Annotated in this window: 24 protein-coding genes and 2 pseudogenes; 16 read left to right on the forward strand and 10 right to left on the reverse strand. The window is 47.5% G+C overall.

The window, feature by feature from the left end:
- Window positions 1-12 precede the first annotated feature (12 nt).
- The 3 genes and pseudogenes from V5G20_RS22815 to istB (V5G20_RS22825) all read left to right on the forward strand — a co-directional run.
- Window positions 13-1,256: pseudogene (locus tag V5G20_RS22815) on the forward strand (IS3 family transposase); the annotation flags it as partial.
- Between the two features lie 173 nt (window positions 1,257-1,429).
- The gene (istA, locus tag V5G20_RS22820) at window positions 1,430-2,935 is read left to right on the forward strand and encodes an IS21 family transposase (RefSeq protein ID WP_023555239.1); all 1,506 of its coding nucleotides are present in this window, start codon (window positions 1,430-1,432) and stop codon (window positions 2,933-2,935) included.
- Window positions 2,932-3,660: an IS21-like element helper ATPase IstB gene (gene istB, locus V5G20_RS22825; RefSeq protein WP_023555238.1), complete on the forward strand. Its 729-nt coding sequence runs from the start codon at window positions 2,932-2,934 to the stop codon at window positions 3,658-3,660. The genes istA (V5G20_RS22820) and istB (V5G20_RS22825) overlap by 4 nt, the downstream gene beginning before the upstream one ends.
- A 326-nt stretch (window positions 3,661-3,986) precedes the next feature.
- Here istB (V5G20_RS22825) and V5G20_RS22830 read toward each other — a convergent pair whose 3' ends face one another.
- Window positions 3,987-4,364 carry a hypothetical protein gene (locus tag V5G20_RS22830; RefSeq protein WP_039071388.1) on the reverse strand — a complete coding sequence of 126 codons (378 nt, stop codon included), beginning with the start codon at window positions 4,362-4,364 and terminating at the stop codon, window positions 3,987-3,989.
- A 392-nt stretch (window positions 4,365-4,756) separates the two neighbouring features.
- On the opposite strand from V5G20_RS22830, the gene istA (V5G20_RS22835) reads away from it, so the two are divergent.
- Window positions 4,757-6,265: an IS21 family transposase gene (istA, locus tag V5G20_RS22835; protein WP_251256056.1), complete on the forward strand. Its 1,509-nt coding sequence runs from the start codon at window positions 4,757-4,759 to the stop codon at window positions 6,263-6,265.
- On the forward strand, window positions 6,262-7,005 hold the full coding sequence (gene istB / locus V5G20_RS22840) for an IS21-like element helper ATPase IstB (protein ID WP_025846873.1): 744 nt from the start codon (window positions 6,262-6,264) through the stop codon (window positions 7,003-7,005). Before istA (V5G20_RS22835) ends, istB (V5G20_RS22840) begins: the two co-directional genes overlap by 4 nt.
- Here istB (V5G20_RS22840) and V5G20_RS22845 read toward each other — a convergent pair.
- Window positions 6,980-9,154, reverse strand: a complete 2,175-nt coding sequence (locus tag V5G20_RS22845; protein WP_338462329.1) for a hypothetical protein — start codon at window positions 9,152-9,154, stop codon at window positions 6,980-6,982. The two genes, istB (V5G20_RS22840) and V5G20_RS22845, sit on opposite strands and share 26 nt — an antisense overlap.
- Before the next feature lie 323 nt (window positions 9,155-9,477).
- Here V5G20_RS22845 and V5G20_RS22850 point away from each other — a divergent pair, with 323 nt between their 5' ends.
- On the forward strand, window positions 9,478-10,287 hold the full coding sequence (locus tag V5G20_RS22850) for a methyltransferase domain-containing protein (protein ID WP_003391191.1): 810 nt from the start codon (window positions 9,478-9,480) through the stop codon (window positions 10,285-10,287).
- Between the two features lie 281 nt (window positions 10,288-10,568).
- Here V5G20_RS22850 and V5G20_RS22855 read toward each other — a convergent pair whose 3' ends face one another.
- Window positions 10,569-10,934: a winged helix-turn-helix transcriptional regulator gene (locus V5G20_RS22855; RefSeq protein WP_003391188.1), complete on the reverse strand. Its 366-nt coding sequence runs from the start codon at window positions 10,932-10,934 to the stop codon at window positions 10,569-10,571.
- A 142-nt stretch (window positions 10,935-11,076) separates the two neighbouring features.
- On the opposite strand from V5G20_RS22855, the gene V5G20_RS22860 reads away from it, so the two are divergent.
- Window positions 11,077-11,625 (forward strand): cysteine hydrolase family protein, encoded by a 549-nt coding sequence (locus tag V5G20_RS22860; protein WP_338462332.1) that lies wholly within the window; start codon window positions 11,077-11,079, stop codon window positions 11,623-11,625.
- Between the two features lie 213 nt (window positions 11,626-11,838).
- Here the strand turns inward: V5G20_RS22860 and V5G20_RS22865 are convergent, their stop codons facing one another.
- The 3 genes from V5G20_RS22865 to V5G20_RS22875 form a co-directional block, all read right to left on the reverse strand.
- The gene (locus V5G20_RS22865; RefSeq protein WP_003391183.1) at window positions 11,839-12,267 is read right to left on the reverse strand and encodes a VOC family protein; all 429 of its coding nucleotides are present in this window, start codon (window positions 12,265-12,267) and stop codon (window positions 11,839-11,841) included.
- 268 nt (window positions 12,268-12,535) lie between these two features.
- Window positions 12,536-14,350, reverse strand: a complete 1,815-nt coding sequence (pepF, locus tag V5G20_RS22870) for an oligoendopeptidase F (protein ID WP_003391181.1) — start codon at window positions 14,348-14,350, stop codon at window positions 12,536-12,538.
- Between the two features lie 45 nt (window positions 14,351-14,395).
- Window positions 14,396-14,803 (reverse strand): SRPBCC domain-containing protein, encoded by a 408-nt coding sequence (locus V5G20_RS22875; protein ID WP_338462334.1) that lies wholly within the window; start codon window positions 14,801-14,803, stop codon window positions 14,396-14,398.
- A gap of 296 nt (window positions 14,804-15,099) precedes the next feature.
- On the opposite strand from V5G20_RS22875, the gene V5G20_RS22880 reads away from it, so the two are divergent.
- Entirely contained in the window at window positions 15,100-15,699 is a 600-nt protein-coding gene (locus V5G20_RS22880; RefSeq protein ID WP_338462336.1) for an undecaprenyl-diphosphatase, read from the forward strand.
- 169 nt (window positions 15,700-15,868) lie between these two features.
- Here V5G20_RS22880 and V5G20_RS22885 read toward each other — a convergent pair whose 3' ends face one another.
- The 3 genes and pseudogenes from V5G20_RS22885 to V5G20_RS22895 all read right to left on the reverse strand — a co-directional run bounded on the left by V5G20_RS22885 (window position 15,869) and on the right by V5G20_RS22895 (window position 17,867).
- Window positions 15,869-16,354 (reverse strand): methylated-DNA--[protein]-cysteine S-methyltransferase, encoded by a 486-nt coding sequence (locus tag V5G20_RS22885; protein WP_338462338.1) that lies wholly within the window; start codon window positions 16,352-16,354, stop codon window positions 15,869-15,871.
- Entirely contained in the window at window positions 16,338-17,255 is a 918-nt protein-coding gene (locus V5G20_RS22890) for a DNA-3-methyladenine glycosylase family protein (protein ID WP_003391170.1), read from the reverse strand. Before V5G20_RS22890 ends, V5G20_RS22885 begins: the two co-directional genes overlap by 17 nt.
- A 52-nt stretch (window positions 17,256-17,307) precedes the next feature.
- Window positions 17,308-17,867: pseudogene (locus V5G20_RS22895) on the reverse strand (bifunctional transcriptional activator/DNA repair enzyme AdaA).
- A 379-nt stretch (window positions 17,868-18,246) separates the two neighbouring features.
- Here V5G20_RS22895 and V5G20_RS22900 point away from each other — a divergent pair.
- The 8 genes from V5G20_RS22900 to V5G20_RS22935 all read left to right on the forward strand — a co-directional run bounded on the left by V5G20_RS22900 (window position 18,247) and on the right by V5G20_RS22935 (window position 23,777).
- Window positions 18,247-18,882: a TetR family transcriptional regulator gene (locus tag V5G20_RS22900; RefSeq protein ID WP_031932143.1), complete on the forward strand. Its 636-nt coding sequence runs from the start codon at window positions 18,247-18,249 to the stop codon at window positions 18,880-18,882.
- A 24-nt stretch (window positions 18,883-18,906) separates the two neighbouring features.
- Window positions 18,907-19,464, forward strand: a complete 558-nt coding sequence (locus tag V5G20_RS22905) for a GNAT family protein (protein ID WP_338462341.1) — start codon at window positions 18,907-18,909, stop codon at window positions 19,462-19,464.
- Between the two features lie 212 nt (window positions 19,465-19,676).
- Complete coding sequence (locus V5G20_RS22910) at window positions 19,677-19,808, forward strand: hypothetical protein (protein ID WP_285850520.1); 132 nt, start codon at window positions 19,677-19,679, stop codon at window positions 19,806-19,808.
- Between the two features lie 120 nt (window positions 19,809-19,928).
- Window positions 19,929-20,477, forward strand: a complete 549-nt coding sequence (locus V5G20_RS22915) for a GNAT family N-acetyltransferase (RefSeq protein ID WP_039071415.1) — start codon at window positions 19,929-19,931, stop codon at window positions 20,475-20,477.
- A 334-nt stretch (window positions 20,478-20,811) separates the two neighbouring features.
- Complete coding sequence (locus V5G20_RS22920) at window positions 20,812-21,708, forward strand: hypothetical protein (RefSeq protein WP_003391154.1); 897 nt, start codon at window positions 20,812-20,814, stop codon at window positions 21,706-21,708.
- Window positions 21,709-21,796: 88 nt separating this feature from the next.
- On the forward strand, window positions 21,797-22,543 hold the full coding sequence (locus V5G20_RS22925) for an NERD domain-containing protein (protein WP_003391152.1): 747 nt from the start codon (window positions 21,797-21,799) through the stop codon (window positions 22,541-22,543).
- A gap of 47 nt (window positions 22,544-22,590) precedes the next feature.
- The gene (locus V5G20_RS22930; RefSeq protein ID WP_039071416.1) at window positions 22,591-23,262 is read left to right on the forward strand and encodes a restriction endonuclease; all 672 of its coding nucleotides are present in this window, start codon (window positions 22,591-22,593) and stop codon (window positions 23,260-23,262) included.
- 110 nt (window positions 23,263-23,372) lie between these two features.
- Window positions 23,373-23,777 (forward strand): acetylxylan esterase, encoded by a 405-nt coding sequence (locus V5G20_RS22935; RefSeq protein WP_003391148.1) that lies wholly within the window; start codon window positions 23,373-23,375, stop codon window positions 23,775-23,777.
- Between the two features lie 173 nt (window positions 23,778-23,950).
- On the opposite strand, the gene V5G20_RS22940 is transcribed toward V5G20_RS22935, so the two are convergent.
- The gene (locus tag V5G20_RS22940) at window positions 23,951-24,679 is read right to left on the reverse strand and encodes a hypothetical protein (RefSeq protein ID WP_003391146.1); all 729 of its coding nucleotides are present in this window, start codon (window positions 24,677-24,679) and stop codon (window positions 23,951-23,953) included.

Consider the following 24,679-nt stretch of genomic DNA (forward strand, 5'->3'; position numbering starts at 1 on the left):
GCATCTGACTATATGGTGAGAAACTGGGTGTTGCAGTACGAGCATCAGGGTGAAAAAGCCTTTGTAAAATCCTATACAAGTTACTCGGTACAGTTTAAACTAGACGTACTCAATTATATGAATACTTATGGGACGTCTCCGAATGAAACAGCCGCCATTTTTCGAATCACCTCTCCTGGATTGATTCGAAAATGGAGAATGCAATTTCAATCACAAGGAATAGACGCTCTCATTTCAAAGAAAAAGGGGCGTCCAGCCATGAAGAAGAGACACAAGAAAGGAACACCTGTTGAAGGATCAGTCGAGGCACTGCAGGAAGAATTAGAGCGTTTACGCATGGAGAATGCTTACTTAAAAAAGTTGAATGCCTTAGTTCAAAGCAAGGAAAAATTACAAAGCAAGACAAAGCGCAAGTAGTATTTGAACTAAGGACCGAATTTCCTATAAAAGCGCTACTTAAACTCGCGGGTATTCCACGAAGTACGTATTATTACTATGTAAAAACTTTCAGCCGTCCAGATAAACATGCTGAATTAAAAACATTAATTCAGGCGATTTACCATGAACATAAAGGACGCTACGGATACCGTCGTATTAAGGATGAACTCAAGAATCTAGGACATCAGGTAAACCATAAAAAAGTACAGCGATTGATGAAACAGTTAGGCTTAAAAAGCATGGTTCGGATGAAAAAATATCGCTCCTATAAAGGGGAAGTTGGAAAGGTGGCGCCGAATATTTTGGATCGCAACTTCCACGCAGACAAGCCAAATCAGAAGTGGGTAACGGATATTACGGAGTTTAAATTATTTGGCGAAAAGCTTTATTTATCGCCAATGTTAGATTTATTTAACGGAGAAATTGTCGCCTATACGATTGATTCAAAACCAAGGTATTCTCTTGTTTCAACGATGCTGGACCAAGCTTTTAAACGACTAACAGATGAAGACGAGCTGCTTATTCACTCGGATCAAGGCTGGCATTACCAAATGAGCAAGTACCAACAGGCATTAAAAGAAAAGAACATTACGCAGAGTATGTCACGAAAAGGAAACTGTTATGACAATGCTGTAATGGAGAACTTCTTTGGTATCTTAAAATCGGAATTTTTATATATGCAGGAGTTTGAAAACATTGAACATTTTAAACAAGAGTTAGCAAAATACATCGATTACTACAACAACAAACGAATCAAGGCAAAATTAAAAGGCTTGAGTCCAGTGCAATACCGAACTCAAACCTTACTTGCTGCTTAATTAAAATGACTGTCTAACTTTTTGGGTGTTTATGGCAGGATAAAAGTGCAGAGAATTGCGGCGGAAAACTGCAGAGTTCCACCGCAATTCTGAGGCCATGAAAAAGGCACTTGCCAACATCCCCCTACAAAATCTACCCTTGGATTTGGCTAGAATCTGAGGGAGTGAGAGGAATGTTGAAAGTGCCACAACAACAGTATATCCGATTTTTGCGGGAAGTCGAAGGGTGTTCGATTCAGGAAATTGCGGAACGTGTCCAGGTGAATTGGCGAACCGCCAAGAAATATGCGGATCGCGACGATTGGAATGAACCGGTATGCAAGCGAAAAGGCCGCCATCCGGTGTTGGGACCGTACTTAGAGATTATTGACACATGGCTGGAGGATGATGAGCGTCTTCCACGCAAGCAACGCCATACAGCCGTCCGCATGTTTCAGCGGTTACGGGATGAGTACGGCTTCCCTGGCGGGCAGCGAACGGTATCCGAATATGTCTCCAAACGGAAGAAAGCCATGGCAGCCGAACGAGCCGAACATTTTGAGCGTTTGGAGCATCCAGGCGGGGAAGCCCAGGCTGACTTTGGGACGGTGTACGTGGTCAAGTCGGGAGAACTGGTGGAGCGGAAAGTATTGACCCTGTCGTTTCCGTACAGCAATGCCGCCTTTGTGTTCCCGGTTCCGAAAGAAAACACGGAATGCTTTCTGGAGGCCTTAGGGCGGCTATTTCAGCAAATGGGAGGGGTTCCTCGCAAGATTTGGTTTGACAACTTGTCCGCTGCTGTTGTGTCCATCCAGCAAGGCGGAAAACGAGAGTGTACGGAAGCGTTTCGGCGTTTCTGCGCCCATTACCGCTTTGAGCCCCTGTTTTGCAATCCATACAGCGGCCATGAGAAAGGCCATGTGGAAAACAAAGTGGGGTATGGACGCCGGAACTGGTGTGTTCCGCCACCGGTTATCGATACGCCGGAACAACTGGAGACGTATTTGGCGGAAGCTGCCCGTGCGGATATGCAGCGCCCTCACTATGTGAAAAAGCAAACCATTGCCGAGTTGTGGAAGCAAGAAAAATGCAAGCTGCTGACGCTGCCGACGACACCGCTGGAGATTTTCCGGCTGGAGACGTGCCACCTGAACAAATACGCTGAGCTGTCGTTTGACGCGGCTCTCTTCCCGTTGCCGCAGTGTCGGGCCATGCAGCCGGTTTTGGTGAAAGTCAAGTGGGATGTGCTGGAGGTGTTAACGGCAGACGGGACATACACCCCGATTGTGACATTGCCTCGTCCCTATACGGAGAAAGTCATTCCAGTAGATTGGAAGGCGGTATTGAAGAGATATGAAAAACGCCCGCGGGCGGTGATGTATTCTTCCTTTACCAATATGATGCCTCAGGCGCTCCAAACGTTTTTGACGGTGGAAGACATGAATGCACGAAAAGCACGAATTCGCCTGCTCCATCGATTGCTCGACACCTATACGTTGAAGGAAATCGGGCAAGTACTGGGAGAATTGTCGCATCAGCAAGAGCATCTGGCTGTTGCCTTGGAGCATGCCCTTTACGCGATAAAACACCCTGTTTTCCGCCCGGAACCGTTTTCAGAGTCGCATACACCCCCTGCCCTTCACGGGCAGATACCCATACTGGATGAGTACGACCGGATCCTGGGGGTGAGGGTGGAATGAGAGAAGAGCTGGCAAAGGTGTGCAAAACTTTGCATTTGGCGCATGTGATGGAAACCTATGAACAGGTGCCGTTTGAAGATCGGGAGAGCTTCTTGCTGGGAGTCTTGCGGATGGAGATTCAACGGCGGGAGGAGACAAAGCTGAAGCGACTGATAAAGAAAGCCGCGTTTCCCCAACTGAAGACACTGGAAGATTACGCTTTTGAGGCAGTCACCTTACCGGAAACATGTACAAAGGAGGGATTGATCGACCTACGTTTTTTGGAGCGCAAGGAAAATGTGCTGATGCTGGGAAAAGTGGGCACGGGGAAGACCCATCTGGCAACAGCGCTTGGCGTAGAGGCGTGCCGAAGGGGATATGCCGTTCGATTCTTCCGTGTTCCCGATCTGGTTGCGCTCTTGCAGGAAAAACACGCGAATGGGGCACTGATGCGGTTTCAAAAAGAACTGGCAGACTGTGAGTTGTTGATTTTGGACGAGGTTGGGTTTGTTCCCTTTCACCAAACGGGGGCTGAGCTGTTGTTTCATGTTATCTCGGCCTGCTATGAGAGAAACAGTGTGATTGTGACGTCGAATTTGGAGTTTGGGCAGTGGAATACGGTGTTTGGAGATACGCGATTGACGGCAGCCCTTGTGGATCGCCTCGTCCACCACGCCCATATTCTGGCGTTTACCGGAGAAAGCTACCGACTGCGCCATGCTCTATCCAGCATGAAGTCTTCCTAAATTCTTTTGTATTGATGTTGGCAGTGTTCTGCATAAATTGGCCGCCAAACTCTGCATTTTTGAGTTGCAAAATACATTTTTGGGGTCACTTCAAAAAAGAGCGTGCCTTTTATTCCTAGTTGCACATTCAAAATTACACAAATTTCCTAAAGGTATAATAACAGAATGTTTTATTCGGTACAGCAAAGCACCAACTCATATTTTCAAGTACACATTTGTCTTTATTTATAGTTCATAAAAATTGATTTCTATTAGGTTTTCCTTCCTGATAAATTTTTCCCAACGAGCAAATATAAAGATAGTAAAATTGGAACTTAAGAATTTATTCAACTCATTCTTGGTGGATTATAACCCTCGAAGGCTATTTTTCGAGCTATGTTACGGGTTTCTTCATCAACTAAAAAACTATAGTAAAGACCATTTTTTTCAATAACGAAATATTTCCCAAACAACTTATCTTCTTGAACCAAAATTACAAGGTTTTTACACCATGGGTAATTTTCATTAAGGCTAAGAGGTTTGGAATGCATACTTCTTCGATCCCATATATGCACTCTTTTATACTCTAATTTTAACCAATTAACAATATTAAGCAGGACACCTCTTAGCATATCACTGCCTATCTTCTCTTCTGCTGTTTCTAATAATGAGGATTTTTCACCATTTTTTAGGTAAAATAGCATACTCCGAACAAATTCATCCAATTTTTATCACCTACTCGTACGGATTATATGGTTTATTTTTATAATTAAGATATATGTGCATTAGCATGTCTTCAATTTTCTCAAACTCAACTTTCCCACCTGTTGCTTTCTGGAACTGACGTTCATAAAACCATGCACGTTTTTCCCATTGCCATTCTGTCTTCGTTCCTTCAAACCCATACATATTTCTGAAATCAAGAGCATGCGTTCCCTCATGTACTGTTTCACTTAACAAGCTACCCGAACTTTTCCGAAGATATATCTTATCATGTGAATGCTAATCTAATAATTGACCACCTAGTGGTACATCGCTCATAAAAAAGTTGACCACCTGAGCACCTCTTTCCTGTATCTTGTAGTTGTCTAGACAACAAGATATAGGAGGAAAGGAAATGCTTCAGATGGCTAATTATGAGTTTATCAGGAAACAACACTTTCTGCTAGGGAAGTCGATTCGTCAAATTTCTCGCGAAACTGGCTACTCGCGTCAAGTGATACGAAAAGCCTTGACATCAACGGAAATCCCTGTATACCAGCTTTCAAAACCGAAGCCGAAGCCAGTCATTGATTTTGTCAAGCCCATCATCTTGGAATGGCTGCGTCAAGATGAACAGGCTCCCCCGAAGCAGCGTCATACTGCCAAACGTATTTACCAGAGACTCGTTGACGAACATGGATTCACCGGCGGTGAATCTACTGTACGACGCTACGTCAGAGAGTTGCGGGTTTCTCCTCCTAAAGCATTTGTCCCTCTTGATTTCCCGCCAGGGCGATTTGCCCAATTTGACTGGGGTGAGGTTACGGTTCATTTACAAGGGAAACAAGTGAAGGTTCAAGTCTTTTGTATGCGTTGCACATACAGCAGAAAGATTTTCATCAAGACATTTGCTCATCAGAAGCAAGAGGCTCTTCTCCAAGGTCATGTAGATGCTTTTGAATTTTTCGGTGCTGTTCCCCAAGTCATCACATACGACAACCTGACAACAGCCGTTAAGAAGGTATTGGAAGGCAAAAATCGCGAGGAACAAGAGCGATTTATTCAGCTACGTGCCCACTACCTGTTTGAAAGCTATTTCTGTGATCCGGGAAAAGGGCATCAAAAAGGCCAAGTGGAAAACCTCGTACAGTTTGCCCAGAGGCAATTTTTTGCACCTGTTCCTAGTGTTTCTTCTCTGGAGGAGCTAAATCAAATCCTCCTCGAAAAATGTATCTCTTACGAGAATACAACCGTTCCCCGGTCTTCCCTAACGGTTGGAGAAGCATTTGTTCAAGAGTTGCCCATCATGCTTCCATTGCCTCCACGGCCATTGGATTGTTTCCGTGTTGTACCCGTGAAAAGCAATACGCTATCCATGATCCACATTGAAAAAAATGCCTATTCCGTCCCGGTTTCCTATGCATCGACCCAACTTATTTGCCGAGTATTTGCTGAAAAAATTGAGGTGTATCACGGAAAAAGCCTGATTGCGACGCATGAGCGGTGCTTGGAAAAAGGAAAGGAGATTTTGCAATACGATCATTATCTGGATTTACTTCTTATTCGCCCAGGAGCAGTTCTTTATGCTAGACCATTGCATCAGGCAGGATTACCCGCCATTTACCAAAAGTTCTTGGACAAGTGCCGTAACCGACCAGGAGGGATGAAGGAGTTCGTTCGACTCTTGCTTTTGCACCGTGAATTCGATACTTCTCTCGTCGAAGAAGCACTGGGGGAGGCCTGCCAAAAAGGGATGTTCCAGTATGATGCCGTAAGGCAATTATTGTTTCAGCGAACATTGCCGGAACACCGTTTGCCCCAACTCTCGTTGGCGGAGGATAGCTCTGTTCCACGTATTCAGGTAAAGGCCCCAGATCTTAGCCAGTACAATCGTTTGTTACAGAAAAGGAGTGTGGTTCATTGAGTACGAGTTTCCTGCTTGAAACCTACGCGAAACGCCTTCGCTTACCTGCGATTAAACGTGTCTATAAGGAAATCGCCCATGATGCTGCTGAACGGCAAATTCCCTACGAGGAGTTCCTCTTAGCCCTACTAGAGCAAGAAGTTCAGCAAAGGGATGCTAACCAAATCGCGAGTCGCATCAAGCACGCCAAATTCCCTTCTATGAAAACGCTCGATCAATTTGAATTCTCGGCGATTCCGTCCCTCAATAAGCCCAAATTGCTTCAACTGGCTCGTTGTGAGTACATCGAAAAGGCAGAGAACATCATGTTTATCGGAAACTCTGGCACTGGCAAAACTCATCTCTCCATTGCACTCGGGAAGGAAGCTTGCCATCATGGCTATTCCGTTCAGTTTTGGACTGCCGCTAAAATATGTAACGAGCTTATGGAAGCTCAGTCCCAAAAGCGAATCCTCCAGCTAGAGAGGCAATGGTTGAAAACAGATTTGATTATTTTGGATGAAGTCGGGTTTGTCCCTCTGAGTCGGACCGGGGCGGAGTTATTATTCCAATTTTGTGCGGCCCGCTATGAGAAAGGAAGCATGATCATTACCAGTAATCTGGAATTTACGGAATGGACACAGATTTTCAAAGATGAGCAAATGACGTCAGCCCTGGTTGATCGGCTTACCCATCGTGCCCATATCTTTGCAATGAATGGAGACAGCTATCGCTTTAAGCAGAGCATTCAAAGATCGTGATCATGAAAAAGTTACCCACCCGACGGGTGGATTGATTTTTGCCATGGTGGTCAATTTTTTGATGAGCACGGTGGTCAACATTTTGATTGACATTCACATTATCACCTACTGCCAATGCCAATTCTTCCCCAAAATACCTGTCAAATAGCTCATCTCCAAGTATGCTAACTTTAATGTCTCCATTTTTAATAGCCTGAGCAATTTTAGTAGACTGAGTGGTGGTCCCCTCAAGCGCTTTAATGATATTATTCTTGTTTATATTGTCTCCCGTAGGAGCTTTCGCTCCAATCTTGGCAAGATCAACTTGCCGCTCGACCCGCAGCATCCCCTCCAAACTATCCTCGGCCTGCTCAGCACTGCTCTTCACCATAGCCTGCGCGGTTTCCTGCCCGGTAGAATACGCTTTGTTTAGTCCAATCGATCCGCCGGTCACCAGCAGCGCCCCGATGGCCGCGGCAATCGTCGCCTTGCGGTAATCTACCTTTTTCCCGCGCGCCCGGTCATCCATCACGCTGACGGCAAAGCCTTCGCCAGCCCCCGCCGTTTTGCTCCGCAGGACTGTCGTTGCCAAACTGCGGGAGATCGCACTGCCGATTTGCCGGAAGCTCTGGCTGATTTGCGTGCCCGCTTTTCGAGTGAACCCTGCGACAGCCCGGACAGGTGCCGTCTTTTTCACGGTCTGGACGATGGACTGCATTTTGCTGCCCGTCGTCTTCGCCACGGTACGCAAGCCGCTTCCCACGTTGCTTGCCAGCTTCCCGATGCCTTTCCCCGTATTTCGTCCGAGGCTGGCCACTGCCCGGTACACACTGCTGTTTTTCACAGCATTTCCTGCGCTGCTGGCGGCACTTCTTACATTCTTCGCTACAGACGCTGCGCTCTGGGCCAGGCGCGTTTGCCCGATGCGTGCTGCAACAGCTCTCAGAGCGCCGCCTGCTTGCTTCGCTGTGCTTGCCAGAGCGCTGCGAAGAGCATTCCCCGCCTTGCCTGCCGCGCTCGTTGCCGACCGTACCGCATTTGCTGCTTGTGTTCCCAAGCGGGCTGCGGCACGGCCAACCGAGGTTTGCCGCACCCATCTGGCTGCCGCCCCTGCCGCTTGCGCTCCTTTGCCAACGGCGGTCCGGACAGCGCTGGTAGCCCGGCTCGTCAAAGCGGATGCTTTGCCAAGGGCATTTGCCACCGGTTTGAGGCGAGCGACTGCCGTAGCCGCCTTTCCAATTAAAGCGCCGGCCCCAAAGCCCGCTGCCGACAGTACGCCGCCCAGCGCCATTTCCCGCAGCAGTTCATCGCCGCGCATGCCAAAGGCGTACCCGATCACACCGGATATCCCTTCGCCGACCAGGATCGAGACGCCAAACGGCAGCAGCGGCGGAAAGAACACGCCGCCCACGGTGAGGGCGACACCTGCTGTCGTGACCAACACGACCTCCCAGTGGTCCTCGACCCATTTTCCTGCATCGACGACCGCGTCTACGACGGTAGTTACGACGTCCTTCACAGTATCTACAACGGTGTCAATGGCGTCCCTCACTGTTTCCTTTACGCTGTCCACGGTGGACTCCCAAAGCTCCAAGCCTTTGTCGAGCGCTTCGGAGGCTCCGCCGATCAGCCAGTCCCAAAAGCCTGGCTTACCCTCTTTTGCTTTCAACTCATTGCCTTTCCCATCGGAGTCGCCGCTTTTTGGGTCATGATCGCTGGCTGTGGGGTCAAAAGGAGTGCGGGTGTTTTCATGGGTCGGAGTACCGTGCTCTGGGTCTCCCCCTTTCCCCAGGTTGTCTCCGTCTCCACCTAGGTCGTCTCCGCCTTTGCCTAGGTCGTCTCCGCCTCGGCCTAGATCGTCTCCACCCTTGCCCAGGTCGTCTCCACCCTTGCCTAGGTTGTTTCCGCCTCTGCCCAAGTCGTCCCCATCCCCGTGCAAATGGCCCGGTATCCGCCCGTCCCACATACTTTCCGCATATGTCGCGTACATGATCCTGAATCTCATCAGTTCGTCGGGAGGTGCCCCAGCTCTTCTGGTTCCGCCCGAAATCGCATCATTTCGCTCATCTGCACGCAGCATGTTTGGCTTTGGCTTGTCTGCCGCATACGTGGCCAGCGGCAGGCAAAGAATCATTGCCAGAATCAATAACAAATAGTGCTTCCGAATCACCAGTGCCCCTCCTTACTCCTCCGGACATTCCTTTTCTGCAATCGTCTCTTTTTCATAATGGTAGTATTTAGGTGAAAAGGCTACATCCAGCAAAAGTACAAAAAACTTGTAGGCACTATGGATTAGGGGGGACAACGGCTCCCTGCAAATTATCATATGTTTCCGCTCAACCCTCCTTGGTCATCTCCAGACAGCAAAAACGATAGTTCTCTCGCAAACCTATAGTTAATACCTATCGAATTAATAAAAGTTTAATATTTTATCTATACCACTCGCAGGGGTAGAATAAGTGGAAAAATCTGATTGGTCACGGAGGACTCCACATGGACACAAATACTGCTCGAAATCGTGCGGAATTGTCGGGAAAGCTGACCAATGTTTTAGATTCGCGGTCATTGGCAACATCCCACAGAAGGCTTGCACAAATCCTGACGGAAGGAATGACCGTTCTTGATGTTGGCTGCGGTACTGGAGCCATTACACGCGGAATCGCCGAAGCGGTAGGTCCGAGTGGACGTGTTGTCGGAATCGACAGCAATCCGGCCCTCATCGAAAAAGCCCGGAAAGCTCATGGCGATACCCCGGGGTTGACTTTTGAAACAGGTGACATTTACACGCTTGCCTGTGAGCAGGAATTTGATATTGTTGCCTCGGCTCGCGTTTTGATCTGGCTGTCTGATCCGCTAGAGGCTTTGAAATCAATGGTATCGGCTGCAAAAATAGGTGGAAGGATTGTGGCTGCCGATTATAATCATGAAAAAATACAATGGGAGCCGCAGCCGCCCGCGAGTATGCTCGCCTTTTACTCGGCATATTTGAAATGGCGTTCCGATGCAGGAATGGACAACGGAATTGCCGACCGCCTTTCAGATTTGTTCCAAGCAAGCGGCCTCAAAGAAATCACGATAACGCCCCAACATGAAGTCATGAAGCGATCGGACCCGGATTTCCAAAATAGAATTGGCATTTGGGCGGATACCGCTTCAAGCAGAGGCGTCCAGATGGAAAGAGACGGATATATAACGGAAGAGGAATATGTAGCAGCGGAAAGCGAATACCGGGAATGGATAATCCGGGATGCCCAAGCTTTAACGATGTATATGTTGGCTGTTGAGGGAGTAAGGGATAAATAAGCTGCCGCGTTGAAGAAGGATTTTGATGCTGCCTTTCGAGATGTGGCTAAACACGTCGCAGAAGGTTCCCTCTGTGGCGTTGTTTTGTGGTAAAGATCGTTCATGAAATGAAGCCAGTCTCAAACTTTTTTCGTGTTTGGACTGGCTTTTTGTTTGGAAGGATGGAGCAGTCGACGGTGGATTGTCCACTAACCATCATGTTTGAGACTCACTTGAATGATTGCGCAAACGGGCAAATTCATTTAGCAAGACATCCATTCAAATTGAACAAAGTTCATGTTTCAAATCTTATAACTGATGCCTTTGCGATCAAGAAGTTCGGTTTGCCCCCGTTCCACCATGTATTCAATGCCGATCTCCTGCATGATCAGTACCGCGTCCAACAGCTTTCTCCCGCGTTCAGTAAGAAAGTACTCTACATGCAACGGATACCCTTCCGTTTTGATTTTATCGACGATCCCACAAGATTTGAGTTCTCTTAAATGCTGTAACAACATCTTTTGGGTTATCTGGTCGATTTCTCGCTCCAGTTGAGCCAAAGACATATTCCCGTCTTTCAATTGATAGATGATCATTGTTTTCCATTTCCCTTTTATAATGTCGTGAACAATTTCCAAAGGGCAGGTGCATACCTCTCGAATGATCATGGAACTCACCTCTGTGTAATCATATCAGACACAAAAGATCCTTTCCCATACCCACAAAAAAGTGGGTAATTCACCATTCCATTTACTGAAATTACAATGCTGTTTAGAAACAACTTTAACCTGCGGAAGGGAGCCATGTACCATGAATACAGCGTTGGTATTGGTAGACATTCAAAATGATTATTTCAAAGGAGGGAGAAATGAATTATTCCAACCCGATAAAGCGGTAACTCACGCAGAAGAAGCATTGTCGCTGTTCCGCGAAAAGAATCTGCCTATTGTCCATATTCAGTGCATTCTTCTGGAGAAAGAGGCTGCCTTTTTTCTGCCCGATACCCACGGGATAACCATTCATGAACGCGTAAAGCCCCAATCTGACGAAAAAGTGATTGTGAAACATACGCCAGACAGCTTTTTTCAAACTGAATTGCAAAAACATCTTGAGTCGATGAAAGTAACGCGGTTAGTCATATGTGGCATGATGAGCCACATATGTATTGACTCGACTGTGAGAACCGCGCATCGTTTGGGCTATGAAGTGATATTGCTCAGTGAAGCGTGTGCCACCAAGGATTTGGTATGGAACGATACAGTGATTCCTGCAAAAACCGTTCATGATACTTTTATGGCATCATTGCAGGATACCTTTGCCCGGGTAATTGACACTAGCAGCCTTTATGACATGGTTTAAGTTTTTCCATTATAATCGTTCTGCCGCAAATTTGGCAGTCGGCATTCTGACAGCTTTCTTCCTTCTCACTCCGAAAAAAAGAAAATGGCAAAGCACAGCTGACAAAGCCCGCTCGGAACATACACAAAGAACGGCCAACTGTAAAAAGCTGCGAAGCTGGCCGTTCTTTTTTATGGATTCCCTATGCGCTTTTTTCAATTAACCTGCACAATGTTAACTGTGGTGACTTTCCGCGTATACCTGGAAGACCACGCCGAACTTGTCCGTGACGATCCCGTAGGCTGGACTGAAATGCGTTTCTTGCAGAGGCATGTTGACTTGACCGCCCTGCTGCAAGGCTTCATACAGTTGCTTTGCTTCCTCCGGGCTGTTGGTTGTAATGCAGATCGTCACTTGATTTCCAACGTTGTGCGGCTGACCCGGGAACGTATCGGAGAACATCAACTCGGATTCGCCAACTTTGATTGTTGCGTGCGCTACCCGGTCCTTTGCCTCTGCCGGCATCGGGAACTCCGGATTTTCCGGCATTTCACCGAAGGTCTGGCTGAAAAGCAACTGCGCTCCCAAAGCAGTTTGATAGAATTGAATCGCTTCCTTTGCATTTCCGTCCATCATCAAATAGGGGATCAGTCGTTTTGCCATCATCAAACAACTCCTCGTTATCCGAATTTTCCTTCTTTTATCTACTACTATATCCGAAGCTCCTTCATTTTAAACGCTCTTATCTTCTTACGTAGCAAAAAGATATTTACAGTCCGATAGTCGCTCGGCCGTATAGTGCAGGCAACTGGAAGGTTTAGGGAAAAACATCTTTGCTAGTCTATCTGTTCGAACGTTCGACGAAACCCCCCCGACTTTCCTGCCTTAAAAAACAGGGGGACGAGCCCCCTGCGTCCATGCCTGTTAGCCACTATTCAAAGGAACGTTCCAGCTCGTCGATAAGCGATCCGATGTAAGCGACAGCTTTACGGATCGGCTCCGGGTTCGACATGTCCACACCGGCATGCCGCAACAGTTCCAGCGGCTTCATCGTTCCGCCTGCACGCAGGACGTCCAGCCATCTTTCCACGGCCGGCTGGCCTTCTTCCCGGATCATCTGGGCGACAGTCGTAGACGCTGTCAATCCGGCAGAGTACGTGTACGGATAAAGGCCCTTGTAGTAATGCGGCTGGCGCATCCAGGTCAAGCGGGCGCCTTCGTCCAAGTCGACAGCATCCCCCCAGAAATCGGAGAGAACCGATCCTTTTATTTCGGAAAGCGAAGCCGCCGTAAGTGCTCCACCCTTTTCTGCCAGGCGGTAGACGCGACGCTGATACTCCCCTTCGAGGGCGTGGGTAACAAAGTTGTGGTAGTACGTCGCGAGCAGTTGGAGCACAATCCAGCGGCGCATTTGGCTTTCATTCGTACCTGCCAGCATATGCTGTCCCAAGAGAAGCTCATTCAGTGTAGACGGCGCTTCGATAAAATAGAGCGACGGCCGGGTATTCATGATTCTTTGGCTCTTGTTCGCCAAGAAGAAATGACCCGCATGCCCCAGCTCATGCGCCAGCGTGAACGTATTGCGCATCGTGTTTTGCCAGGTTATGAGGATGTATGGATGGGCTCCGTACGGGCTCGAACAGAAGGCCCCCGTCGATTTGCCGATGTTATCAGAGCGGTCCACCCATCGTTCCGTCAATCCCCGTTCCATGATCTGAAGGTACTCCGGCCCCATTACCTGCAAAGCATCCAGGATCATTTTGCTCGCTTCCTCGTAGGAGACCGAGGGATGATAATGCGGGTCCAGCGGCGCTTTCAAGTCGCAGAAGCGCACGGTCTCGAGGCCGAGCACTCTTTTCTTGAGTCGGGCGTATCGGCGCATATGTGGAGCAAGCTCGCTGACAATGATATCGAGCTGATTGTTGTACATCTCCAGCGAAACCTTTTGCGGCTCCAGCAGCATTTCCGTGACCGATTCGTACCCTCTGAGACGGGAGAGGGCCACTTGTTTTTTCACTTCCGTCGCGTAGACGGCGGCAAATGTATTTTTGTACTGCTGCAGCGTATGGACAAAGGAGTCGTACGCTTTTTTGCGCAGCTCGGCGTCGGGCGAGAATTCATAACGGGTTTCAAACAAGGCAAACGAAACGGGCAATTCATTCCCTTTCTCGTCTTCTACCGGGGAAAACTGCATATCCGTCAGTTTGCTCATGCTGAAGATGTGATACGGCGCTTCCAGAACTTCTCCGAGTGCAGCGAGGGCTTCTTCCGTTTCCGGGGAAAGCCTGTGCCTTTTCTGCTCCAGAAGCTCATGCAGGCTTCGGCGGAAAGGCTCAAGCCCTGCTTCTTGCTGGATGTAGGCTTCCACTGTTCCATCCGGCAGCCGAAGGATTTCGGAATCGATAAAAGACAAGGCGGCGCTTACCATTGTCCGAACTGCGGAAAGCTTGGACGAGTTCGCCTGATTGACAGGGTCTGTTCCATCCGCTGATTGCCGCAGGCTGGCAAAAGTCCAGGCCTTGATCAGCTTCATCGAAATCTGTTCCTGGGCTTGCAAGCATGCGAGCAAGACACTCGCCCCTTCTTTCAGCTTCCCTTTGTACGCTGCCATTTCCGCTGCGGCTTTTTCGATTTCTGCCAGCTCAGCCTCCCAGGCTTCGTCAGACGCGAATAAATCCCGGAGATCCCAAGTCAATTCGACAGGCACTTCGGAGCGGGTCGGACGCGTTTCTACCGTTTTTTCCATGTGAAATGTCTCCTTCCGTCAATTTAAACTGCCCATGCAAAAGCGTTAGATATTTTCCCTGATCCTGTCCAAAACAGCCTCCCAATGTTCTTTCATCGCTTCTCTGACCTTCTCGTCTGCAAGGTGCTCCTGATGAAAGCTGATTGTCGTCTTGTTTGCCTCCTTCGCTATTAGGCGAACCTGAACAGTAGAAGGCCGCTGCCACCCTTCTTTCTGCCAAGTAAGGCGGAGCTGCTGGAGCGGTTTGACAATCCGGAATTCACCTGTCCCTTCCTCAGAATAATATTTCTGCCCCGGCTGCAGCATGACACTGATGCCCGCTCCCAGCCAAGATTCCAGCCCTTCTGCCGAGGTGAGAAGCTCCCACGCTTTCTCCTGCGAGACGGGTAGCGTTCTCCTTACGCCAATTTGGAACCCCACTGATTTTGTCTTCCCGACGATTTTCTGGTTCATTTCGCCTTCTCCCGTCTTTTTTCGAATTTTCCCCCAATCATCTCCTCTTTCATTTCCATACAAGGCGTATCCTATCCTGTTTTCTTCCTGCATTTCGCACGATCATTTTCGATTGAACCTATGTTTGGGAGAAAAAGTGGGGTGACTTACAAAAATGTAAGATTAACGCGGTGTTTTGTAAGAAAGTTCGATTTCACAAGCAAAGCTCCATCTGTAAATTATTAGGTAGGAAAACTGCTGAGCACGCGTTTTCCTAAAAGTTGCGTATTAAGCATGAGTTTAGGAGGAATCTAGTCATGTCCTTTGCGGAATTACATATCGAAGTGTTTCGATGGATCAATGATTTGGGGAAGCATTACGCCGCGCTGGATCCGATCGCCGTCTTTTTTGCGGAATATATGATGTACGTTTTGGCAGCGGGAATGCTCGTGTATTGGTTCACGAGATCGAATCAAAACCGCATGATGGTTATTCAGGCGGTCGCAGCCTTTGTTTTGGCTGAAATCCTCGGAAAGTTGGCAGGGCAGTTTTACTTCCATAACCAGCCGTTTGCTGTATTGTCGGACGTCCATAAGCTGATTGAACACGACATCGACAATTCCTTTCCGAGCGACCATACGATCTTGTTTTTCTCCATTTGCATATCCTTCCTGCTCGTTCGCAAAAAGGAAGGGTGGCTCTGGCTTGCAGTCGCTATCTGCGTGTCCCTCTCCCGGATTATGGTAGGCGTCCACTATCAGATTGACGTCGCAACAGGTGCGCTTTTCGGCTGGCTGGCCGCTCTGGTCAGCTATTGGGCTGTACCGAAGCTCTCTTTTATCAAGCAATTGCTTTCGTTTTATGAAAAAGTGGAAGGCCGCATTCTGCCCGCAAAAAAGAAGTCGACGAACTTTTAGAAGCAGATGGGCATTTATGATTGGGCTCCAAAAGCGGGTTGCGTTATTGCAGTGCATCACATAGCATCGCAGCAGCTACTGGCTGCGATGCGCCATAGCCCGGGAGTGATTGAGGAAGGAATGCGGATCGGGGAAAAAACGGTTACGGGCCCTAATTGAATCGTATGTGTCACTGGTCGGTTCTAAACGTTTTTTCATGCTGAATCAGCCATTCCTTTCTCCATATTCCCCCCGCATATCCGGTCAGCTTTCTGTCCGAGCCAATCACGCGATGGCAGGGCACAACGATGCTGATCGTATTTTTGCTATTGGCATGTCCCACTGCCCGAATCGCCTTCTCATTTCCGATGTCGGCTGCAATGTCTTTATACGCAACCGTTTGGGCATAGGGAATTCTGGTCAAAGCCTCCCACACTGTTTTTTGGAAGCCAGTCCCGTCTAGCGTATAGGGAAACGTAAACTCCCGGCGTTCGCCTTGAAAATACTCCTCCATCTGCCGATAGCAGTCCTTCAACACCTGAGGGGTATCATCGCTGGCTGCATACCGCGGCTCGCCTCCCTCACGAAACATGATGGAAAGCACACTGTCATCCGAACTGATCAGCTCCAGCACACCAATCGGCGAATCGTAATCCAGTTTATACAGCTTGCTCATACAGAGACCTCCACAGATAAAAGGTAGCGTATGCTTGCCACCCTTCCCAATTTGCTCCCAAGTCCATGATTTCATCGACGGTAGGCTTGCGCTGCAACCCGAGCCGGGACTTCAATGCGTTTTGCAGTCCGACGTCCGCTACGGGAAAGGCTGCCGGATCAGCAAAGCATTTCATCATGACATAGTCCGCCGTCCACAACCCCACTCCGCGAATGCCCAGCAGCGTTTTCTGCACATGCTGGCGATCATTCATGTGCCGCAAGCTTTCTTTTGTTACTTGTCCCGTCGCCATCGCTTTCGCGACCTCAATGATGTATTCCGCCTTCCTGGTCGTAAATTGCAGGCTTCGCAGCTCATTGATGTCAATAGCTGCGATCTTGTCAAAGGCAGGATACAACCAAAAGACTGTCCCCTCGTAAACAAGCTTTTCTCCAAACTGCTCAACAAATCGCTTTTTCAACGTGTAGGCAAACGGCAGATTGATCTGCTGACCGATAATCGCCCACGTGAGCGCTTCAAATAAATCGGGGATGCGAATGATCCGCAATCCGTAATAGTTTTGGACAAGCTGATGCAATACCTTGTCCTGACGGGCCATTTCATAAAAGCCGCTCAAATTTTGCTCCAAATCAAACCATTCCCATACGTACGCCGCCACTTTTTCACGCACCTGCTCGGACGGGGTTCCCAAGGGAAAATCAACGCGAATCGTCTGACCCGCACACCCGATTTTCAAGAGAACAAGCTCTTGATCGACTTTCACCAGCTTGTACAAATACCCGTCTTTGATCTGATGCAGGACCTCCAGCTCTGATCTGCCCAAAAAAACGAGGCATTCGCCGAAATGGAACTCCCTGGGCGGAAAGAGTTCAATGGAAGATCCATGACAGGTCCAATTCATAATCGTTCCCCCTCGCGAAGACGTTGACTATGCAAAGACATAAAAGTACGTGCTAACTCCCGAGCATGCGATACTCGTTCGGAGAACACTGTTTGACATGGCGAAATGCCTTGTAGAAGTTGGACGGACTTTGAAAACCGACTTCGTAGCAGACTTCGAGGTTCGTAAGCCTCGTATTGGCAAGCAGATGTGCCGCCTTGTCTACTCTGATTTTCTCCAAGTAGCTGCGGGGAGTTTCCGATGTAGCCTGTTTAAACAGTCTTTCCAAATAGTGCGGACTGACGCCGACGTGCCTGGCTATATCCTGCAAAATAAGCTTTTGCTTATAATGCTCCACTAATAACGCCTTCACCGCGGTTACCAACTCGATCTGCGGAGAAGCTCGACATCGGGCTGGCATCTTTTGCACGAGCGAAAGCCTGCCTTTTCTACAGCATCGATGCTTTGGTAGAAGACGACGTTTTCTTTTTTCGGCTTTTTCGACCGACAGGACGGACGGCAATATATTTTCGTCGTTTTGACTGCGTTATAAAATAACCCGTCATATGAGCGATCACAGGCCAAAATAATTTCCCACTTCTCGTCAAATGTGAGATTCATATGATTCGTCATCGTTCAACTCCTGCCTTTTTGGGAAGTTTCATGCGACGTGGCACCCCGGCCTTCTTGGGAAGTTTCATGTAACGCGGCACCCCGGCCTTCTTGAGAAGTCTCATGCAAACGTCGCACCTCGGCCTTCGCTCTTAATCAAAACCTCTCAAGGATGCAGCAGATATGAACAACTTTACCAAGGAAGATCATCACATTCATCCTTTTTCTTGCTCTTATGATCGAGCTTTCCTAGGGATTCCCGTTGCAGAAAGAGCTTGCGCTTGAAAAACGACATCAGTGTCGTTTATAATCACAAAAAACGACACTAGTGTATATTTTGTTTGCACAAGCGTTTTTTCCCTTTTTACAAACATGATCCCCTGCGAAAGGAGGAGTGCTTATGGCTCCAAGAGTAAGCGAGGACTATAAAAATCGAAAAAGACTGGAACTGCTCCGTGCCGCCAAGCAAGTCTTCATGAAAAAGGGCTACACCCGGACAACGATGCAAGACATCATGGATGAAGCCGGAGTTTCGCGAGGGGCCTTGTACGCCTACTTCGACAACATCGAGCATGTCTACCGCGAGCTGCTGCGGCACGAGGATGAACAAGAACTGCACTTCTTCGATCCGGACGATACGTCCACAGCCTGGCAGCAACTGACCAGCTGGATACAAAAACAGCAAAAAGAGATCGAAGCCATCGAACGCTCACTGCTGCTGGCCAATTCGGAGTTTTTTTTATCCATCCACAGCCAACCGGAAAATGAAAGCCGCCGCTATTTGACGGACCGCTACCAGCGTATGGCCGAAGCGATCGTCGATTTTGTCCAAAAGGGGACAGCCCGGATGGAGCTTCAGCCCCGCCTGCCTGCCGAATCGATTGCTCTGTATTTGATCTCGTTCATCGATGGCTTGATGCTGGACACTTTTCAGTTGGGCCCGGAAAAGACGCGGGTGAGCGCTCAAATCGATGTGCTTTTGTTTTCGCTGAAGGAAATGCTTTGCCCGGTCGAAGAAACAGCAAGCCCTTCATAAAACAGAGGAAAGGAAGAAAGCCTGATGCTATTTGAATCCGCAAGAGTTCGCCTGCGAAAAATGACCCCCGATGATGCAGCCGTCTATCATACATGGAGAAACGACCTTGCTGTCATGCAATCAACCAGTCCGACTCTCGATCTGTTTACATTCGAGGAGACAGCCTCGTTTGTAAACCAGGTGATCTTGGGGTCGCCTTCCGGAAAGAGCTATATCATCGTCGACAAGGAATCGGGAAAACCGGTCGGGATTACGTCGCTGATCAACCTGGATTACAAAAACCGCAACGCGGAATGCATCATCGATATTGGAGAAAAGGAATGTTGGGGCAAAGGCTATGGAAGGGAAGCCTTGCAGTTCCTCCTCGACTACGCCTTTTTGGAATTGAATTTGCACCGGGTGTCCTTGCGTGTTTTTTCCTTTAACGAAAAAGCGATCAGACTGTACGAAAGGCTTGGTTTCAAGGACGAGGGCCGCTCACGTCAGAGTCTCTATCGAGATGGTCGCTGGCATGACATTTGCCATATGGGGATTCTTCAGGAGGAATATGTGACGAGCAAGCGATCCGTCCCGGGCAGTTGAAGGCTCCCTCTTTGTGCGTTCGGTTCGTAAGCTCGACTGTCAAGCTACAGTCATTTTCTGCTTGACAAGACACTCTCTGCTGCTGCAGCCTCATTTTATTGAGCAAGACGTTACTGACTACGGCCGCCCTTTTATGAAAGCAGCATCATTTGCGCCGAGAAGCTTTACCTGTTATCATACAATTTAGAAAACGCGAAAGGAGAGTGCCGCTGATGAAAAAAAGATCGCTTCTGTCGTTGTCCAAAGGCATCGGGTACTCGACTGCCGTTTTCTTTTCTGCAGCTAACCAAGGGAGAGGTCTGTCCAAAATTGGATATACATGCGACTCGTCATCCTTTGATTAGCATTTTCTCAAAAGAAAACGCCACGGGTCGCTTCCCTGTGGTTTTCATCGTTTTGCTGTCCGGCATCACAGGGAGTACCTGTGGTGTTTTTTATTTCTTTGAAAAAGGGAGGCCGACCAAATGAAACGAAAAGGCAATCTGATTTTTGTACGACCGTTTGAAGCCGAAGATGCAGAAGCTCTGCTCGATCTGGAACTGCGGAATCGGGACTTTTTTCAAACCTACACAGCTCTGCGCGAACCGGAGTTTTACACGTTGGCAGGACAGCTTGACCGCATAAACAAAAACAATGAAAGGATGGCTCTCGATCAGTATTACTCCTTTGGCATTTTTTTGCTAAAATCAGGAGAATTGATCGGAAGCGTATTTCTGTCAGAGGTCGTACGCGGCCCTTTGCAAAGCTGCTGGATCGGCTATTATCTCGACCAGCAGCACAATGGGAAAGGGTATACGACAGAGGCCGTCCGTCTCGTAGTATCGTATGCTTTCGACGAGCTGAAGCTGCACCGGATTGAGGCCGGCGTCATGCCGCACAACCTCAGATCGATGAAGGTATTGGAAAAGGCAGGATTCCACAAGGAGGGCATCGCCAAGGAAAACGTGAAGATAAACGGCAAATGGGAGGATCATCAGATCCTTGCGATTGTGAATAAGGATGACAGCAACTGAAGAAGCGCATAGCCGCTAATAGAAAGACAAGAGACATTACCGTGATTGCCTTCCAAAGCAACCCATACAAATAGCAGGACGTGAACCCTTGGTCGATACTAATGACCACCGGGCCGCGTCCCTTTTCTTTTTATACCATCAGTCCTAAGTAAGTAGAACCAATGAAAGGTACTAGGTTACGAAATTTTATGGTTAAAAAAACCACTTCTTTACAGTTATTTTGCCAAATAATGAAGGTTTTAGTATTATTTTGACGAACCATGTAATTTGAACTAGTTTTTTTATGAACAATAATTCCCTCTGCACTACAGGGATGTATTTCAGGAGGAAGGAAATGGGTAATACGAAGTACATTTCAACAACCGCTCTTTCAAAATTAATAAACATTCCCACCAGTGAGCTTTTTTCTCTATTAATGAAAATGGGCTGGATTGAAAGAAAAAATGATACTTGGTGTTTGACGGAAAAAGGAAAAATGAAAGATGGACAATTGAGATCGGACTCTATACGAGGAACCTGGATTGTATGGCCGGAAAACATTCATGAAGACAAGGATTTTCTAGAGTCATTTCATAAACCGGAGACAAAATTTATAAACGCCACTGCATTGAGTCAAATTTTTAACATCTCCAAGTTTCGTATTAATCCGATTCTGTCGGAACTAGGATGGGTAGAAAGAGACAGGAAAGGATGGATATTAACGAATTTAGGCAAAAGCATTGGCGGAAAGCAGTTGGAGTACGAAAAAACCGGAATCCCCTATGTAACCTGGCCGGAGAGCATCCTAAAAAACAAGCGTCTTGTTGAAACCTTTCAGCAATTGATTGGTGAACCTATGGAAGAAAAAGACGAGGTGCAGGAACAAAACGATGTAAGTTTTCGGGAAAAATTTGAAGCGAAGCATCGAACCGCTGATGGCCATTTTGTGCGTTCGAAAGCGGAGATGATCATCGATAATTGGTTGTATATGTCGGAAATCGTCCATGCCTACGAACGAAAATTGCCGATCGAAGAGGATGTGTATTGTGATTTCTACCTCCCCATAGGAAAGGTTTATATCGAATATTGGGGGATGGAAAATGACCCAAAATACCTCGACAGAAAAAAAGCAAAGTTGGACATCTATCAAAAATATGGGTTTCATCTTATCGAACTGACGGATGCAGATATTCAAAATCTAGATGACGTTTTTCCAAAAAAATTACTGAAATTTGGTATACAAGCTTATTAATTTCCCGGGATAACAAATGTTGCTCCCATTGAAGCCTTGATTTTTTAGCAGCTTTCCATTGACGCAATGAAAGTTTGGAGGCACAAACATGGCGTTTACTTATACGCTTCTGATAATTCTGCTGATCATCGCCTTTATTTTGAAGCATCCGTCGGTAAAAGGATTTGTCGGAGAAAAAACTGTGCAACTTCTCCTAAAAAAACTCGATCCAAATGAATATTATCTCGTTAATGATCTACTCATTCCTGGTACAAAAGGAAAAACAACACAAATCGACCACGTTGTCATTTCAGCTTACGGTATTTTTGTGATTGAAACAAAAAACTATAAAGGTTGGATCACCGGTACGGAGAATTCCCAATATTGGACACAAACCATTTATAAAAAGAAAGCACGACTATTCAATCCAATTTGGCAAAACAAAGGACATGTGGAAGCACTTAAAGCTCTCTTATCGGAGTTTGAAAACATCCGTTACATCCCCATCGTAGTATTTAGCGGCAGAGCTACTCTGAAAGTGAGTGTTTCTTCAACAGTCATTTATACTAGTCAACTCGTTAAAAATATCCTTTCGTACAAAGATCCCGTCCTTTCGAAAGCAGATCGAGAAGCCATTGTTCGGAAGCTCGCCGTATATAATTTGCAGGATAAGGATGCGAGAACAAAACACGCCAAAACATTGCAAAAAGAAAATGAAATCCGTAATCAACGTATAAAAAATAATCTGTGTCCCTCTTGTGGCGGAGAATTAGTTGAACGGAATGGAAAATACGGAAAATTTATTGGATGTTCAAACTATCCAAGTTGCAAATTCACCCTCAAAAATCGTGCCTGACGACAGATGATTAACTTGTTCAGTAGCACCGGAAAGGCTGACATCTTATGGCGAAATGGTCAAAAAAAGAATTAACGAATATTGAAAACCTGATACGGGGGATACTCGTTATTTCCTCGGCATCAATTTGCTTTGCCTATAATCTTGGCTACCTATTTTTCTTCGGTTCTATTGGCGTTAGTCTCGTCTTGTCTGTAATCATTGGAAGTTGGTTAGCTAGGGTAAACAATCAAGGAAAAGCAAAGCAAAAAAAGAATGGGGCAAAGAAAGAACTAACCAAGAGAAATCACAAAACTGAAAAACAATCTCGTAAGCCACTTTCGGATCAAGAGTTGTTAACCGCAGATATTGATTCCCTTTCCGGACCGGACTTTGAAAGATTAATGGAAGCTTATTACCGAGACAAGGGGTATCAAGTAGAAAGGGTTGGAGGTTCAGGGGATAACGAGGTTGATTTGATTCTCCAAGATAAGAAAGGCTACAAGATCGCCGTACAGTGCAAACGCTGGAAAAAGAACGTAGGAAATGACATAGTGCTGCGATTAAAGGCTGGCAAGCAGGTGTACGGTTGCTATGACGCTTGGATTGTCACAACAAGCCATTTTACCAAGACAGCAATAGAAATCGCAGGTCCCCTAAATATTACATTAATTAATGGGGCTCAAGTCCATGATATGATTCGACGTTGGAGAAAGGAAAAAGCAAAAAATATGAGCTGACGTTCGTCACCCTTTCCTTATTGTGGAAAGGGCTTTTTTTTCACTTATACTAAGAACGTACATTCCCACTAAGCTGCTCTACTCATCGCAGATCACAGGAGGAACTTTTCATGCAGCCATATGATTTGCCATTGGACCAATTGCAGACATACCGTCCGGCGCTTACGCGAAAAGACGATTTTGCAGACTTTTGGGAAGCCACCAAAGCGCTTCTGGATCAGGAACCGCTCACCTATGAACTTGCGCCGCTGACATATCCCGCAGACGGTGTTCGCTTGTATCAGCTCAGCTACCGTGGATTTGGAGGTGCAAGGATTCAGGGGTATTTCGCCGTTCCGGACAAGGCGGGCGCACATCCGGGGCTGATTCTCTATCACGGCTATGACTGGTGCTTCGACGGCGGCATCCATGACGTGGTCAATTGGGCGTTGCACGGCTATGCTGCGTTCGGCATGCTCGTCAGGGGGCAGCACAGCAGCGAAGACAACAGCTGGCATTTTTGCGTGATCATTTGAAAAAGTAACGTTTGTCTGCACGGGCCATTTTCACAATCCAGCCAAGCGGCAGGAGGTATTGGCTTTCCATGCAAAACGAGCAGATCGAGAATCCCAGCGTGTTCGCGGCTGTCCCGCAATAGAAGAGGCGAAAACCTGCTAATGAATACTCCAGGTTTCCGCCTCTTTATCCTTTATCCTTCCTCGTCCGCAACCAATTCCTTGGCAAGCGCCACCATCTGCTTCTGCACATTTTCGTCAAACTGATTCCCGTTCACCAAATAACCGATTTGATACATGACCCCGTTGTGGTAGAAATCGATTTCATTTGCCATGGTTTTCACCATTTGGACAGAGCGCTTCTGCTCATCCCAGTCATAGTAGGAGTACACGTAGCCGCCTCCTGTTTGCAGGATGTGATGGTACAGGCGTATATTGTCGTCGCCAATGGTCTCCACTTCAATCCTGTTTCCCATATCATCCGTCCCTGACTTGCGCCCGACGAACCCCACAAAAGGATCGGAAGCTGTTTCCGTCATGCGGACGATAACGAACTCGTTGCCATATCTGCCGTATTCGTCCTTGTCTTTTAAATAGGAGAACTGCACCTGATGCAAATGTCCGCTTTCTTGTCCACTTTGAAAGCTGACGAGATAAGCGTTTTGTTTTCCCACCGGAAAAGGAAGCTTGCCCGGGTCGATGAGTTTTGCATTTTGCTTCAGCTTTTCAGGCAGATACGGAAACACCTGATTGAATTCAACCGGCCGGTAGTACATTGCCTCCGTGTCGCCTCCGTACACATGGTAATGCTCGCTTTGCGCCAGATTGCCTTTTCCCGCTTTGGGCAGCGAGCTGTCCGATTCACACCCGGTAAGGCCAACTGCTAGGTACATGCACAGGAATAGCCAAAAAATTTTCTTCAC

Origin of the sequence: Brevibacillus borstelensis (genome assembly GCF_036700025.1) — a bacterium.
Taxonomy (GTDB): domain Bacteria; phylum Bacillota; class Bacilli; order Brevibacillales; family Brevibacillaceae; genus Brevibacillus; species Brevibacillus borstelensis.

What these genes read in the sequence shown, in the direction of transcription:
- V5G20_RS22865 (WP_003391183.1), bottom strand. Translation starts at nt 12,267, where the DNA reads ATGGCAAAACGACTGATCCCCTATTTGATGATGGACGGAAATGCAAAG.
- istA (WP_023555239.1), top strand. Translation starts at nt 1,430, where the DNA reads ATGTTGAAAGTGCCACAACAACAGTATATCCGATTTTTGCGGGAAGTC.
- istA (WP_251256056.1), top strand. Translation starts at nt 4,757, where the DNA reads ATGCTTCAGATGGCTAATTATGAGTTTATCAGGAAACAACACTTTCTG.
- V5G20_RS22935 (WP_003391148.1), top strand. Translation starts at nt 23,373, where the DNA reads ATGCAGCCATATGATTTGCCATTGGACCAATTGCAGACATACCGTCCG.
- V5G20_RS22855 (WP_003391188.1), bottom strand. Translation starts at nt 10,934, where the DNA reads ATGATCATTCGAGAGGTATGCACCTGCCCTTTGGAAATTGTTCACGAC.
- V5G20_RS22930 (WP_039071416.1), top strand. Translation starts at nt 22,591, where the DNA reads ATGGCGAAATGGTCAAAAAAAGAATTAACGAATATTGAAAACCTGATA.
- V5G20_RS22910 (WP_285850520.1), top strand. Translation starts at nt 19,677, where the DNA reads ATGAAAAAAAGATCGCTTCTGTCGTTGTCCAAAGGCATCGGGTACTCG.
- V5G20_RS22885 (WP_338462338.1), bottom strand. Translation starts at nt 16,354, where the DNA reads ATGAGCAAGCTGTATAAACTGGATTACGATTCGCCGATTGGTGTGCTG.
- V5G20_RS22880 (WP_338462336.1), top strand. Translation starts at nt 15,100, where the DNA reads ATGTCCTTTGCGGAATTACATATCGAAGTGTTTCGATGGATCAATGAT.
- V5G20_RS22890 (WP_003391170.1), bottom strand. Translation starts at nt 17,255, where the DNA reads ATGAATTGGACCTGTCATGGATCTTCCATTGAACTCTTTCCGCCCAGG.
- istB (WP_023555238.1), top strand. Translation starts at nt 2,932, where the DNA reads ATGAGAGAAGAGCTGGCAAAGGTGTGCAAAACTTTGCATTTGGCGCAT.
- V5G20_RS22915 (WP_039071415.1), top strand. Translation starts at nt 19,929, where the DNA reads ATGAAACGAAAAGGCAATCTGATTTTTGTACGACCGTTTGAAGCCGAA.
- V5G20_RS22860 (WP_338462332.1), top strand. Translation starts at nt 11,077, where the DNA reads ATGAATACAGCGTTGGTATTGGTAGACATTCAAAATGATTATTTCAAA.
- V5G20_RS22920 (WP_003391154.1), top strand. Translation starts at nt 20,812, where the DNA reads ATGGGTAATACGAAGTACATTTCAACAACCGCTCTTTCAAAATTAATA.
- V5G20_RS22850 (WP_003391191.1), top strand. Translation starts at nt 9,478, where the DNA reads ATGGACACAAATACTGCTCGAAATCGTGCGGAATTGTCGGGAAAGCTG.
- V5G20_RS22900 (WP_031932143.1), top strand. Translation starts at nt 18,247, where the DNA reads ATGGCTCCAAGAGTAAGCGAGGACTATAAAAATCGAAAAAGACTGGAA.
- V5G20_RS22875 (WP_338462334.1), bottom strand. Translation starts at nt 14,803, where the DNA reads ATGAACCAGAAAATCGTCGGGAAGACAAAATCAGTGGGGTTCCAAATT.
- V5G20_RS22905 (WP_338462341.1), top strand. Translation starts at nt 18,907, where the DNA reads ATGCTATTTGAATCCGCAAGAGTTCGCCTGCGAAAAATGACCCCCGAT.
- pepF (WP_003391181.1), bottom strand. Translation starts at nt 14,350, where the DNA reads ATGGAAAAAACGGTAGAAACGCGTCCGACCCGCTCCGAAGTGCCTGTC.
- V5G20_RS22925 (WP_003391152.1), top strand. Translation starts at nt 21,797, where the DNA reads ATGGCGTTTACTTATACGCTTCTGATAATTCTGCTGATCATCGCCTTT.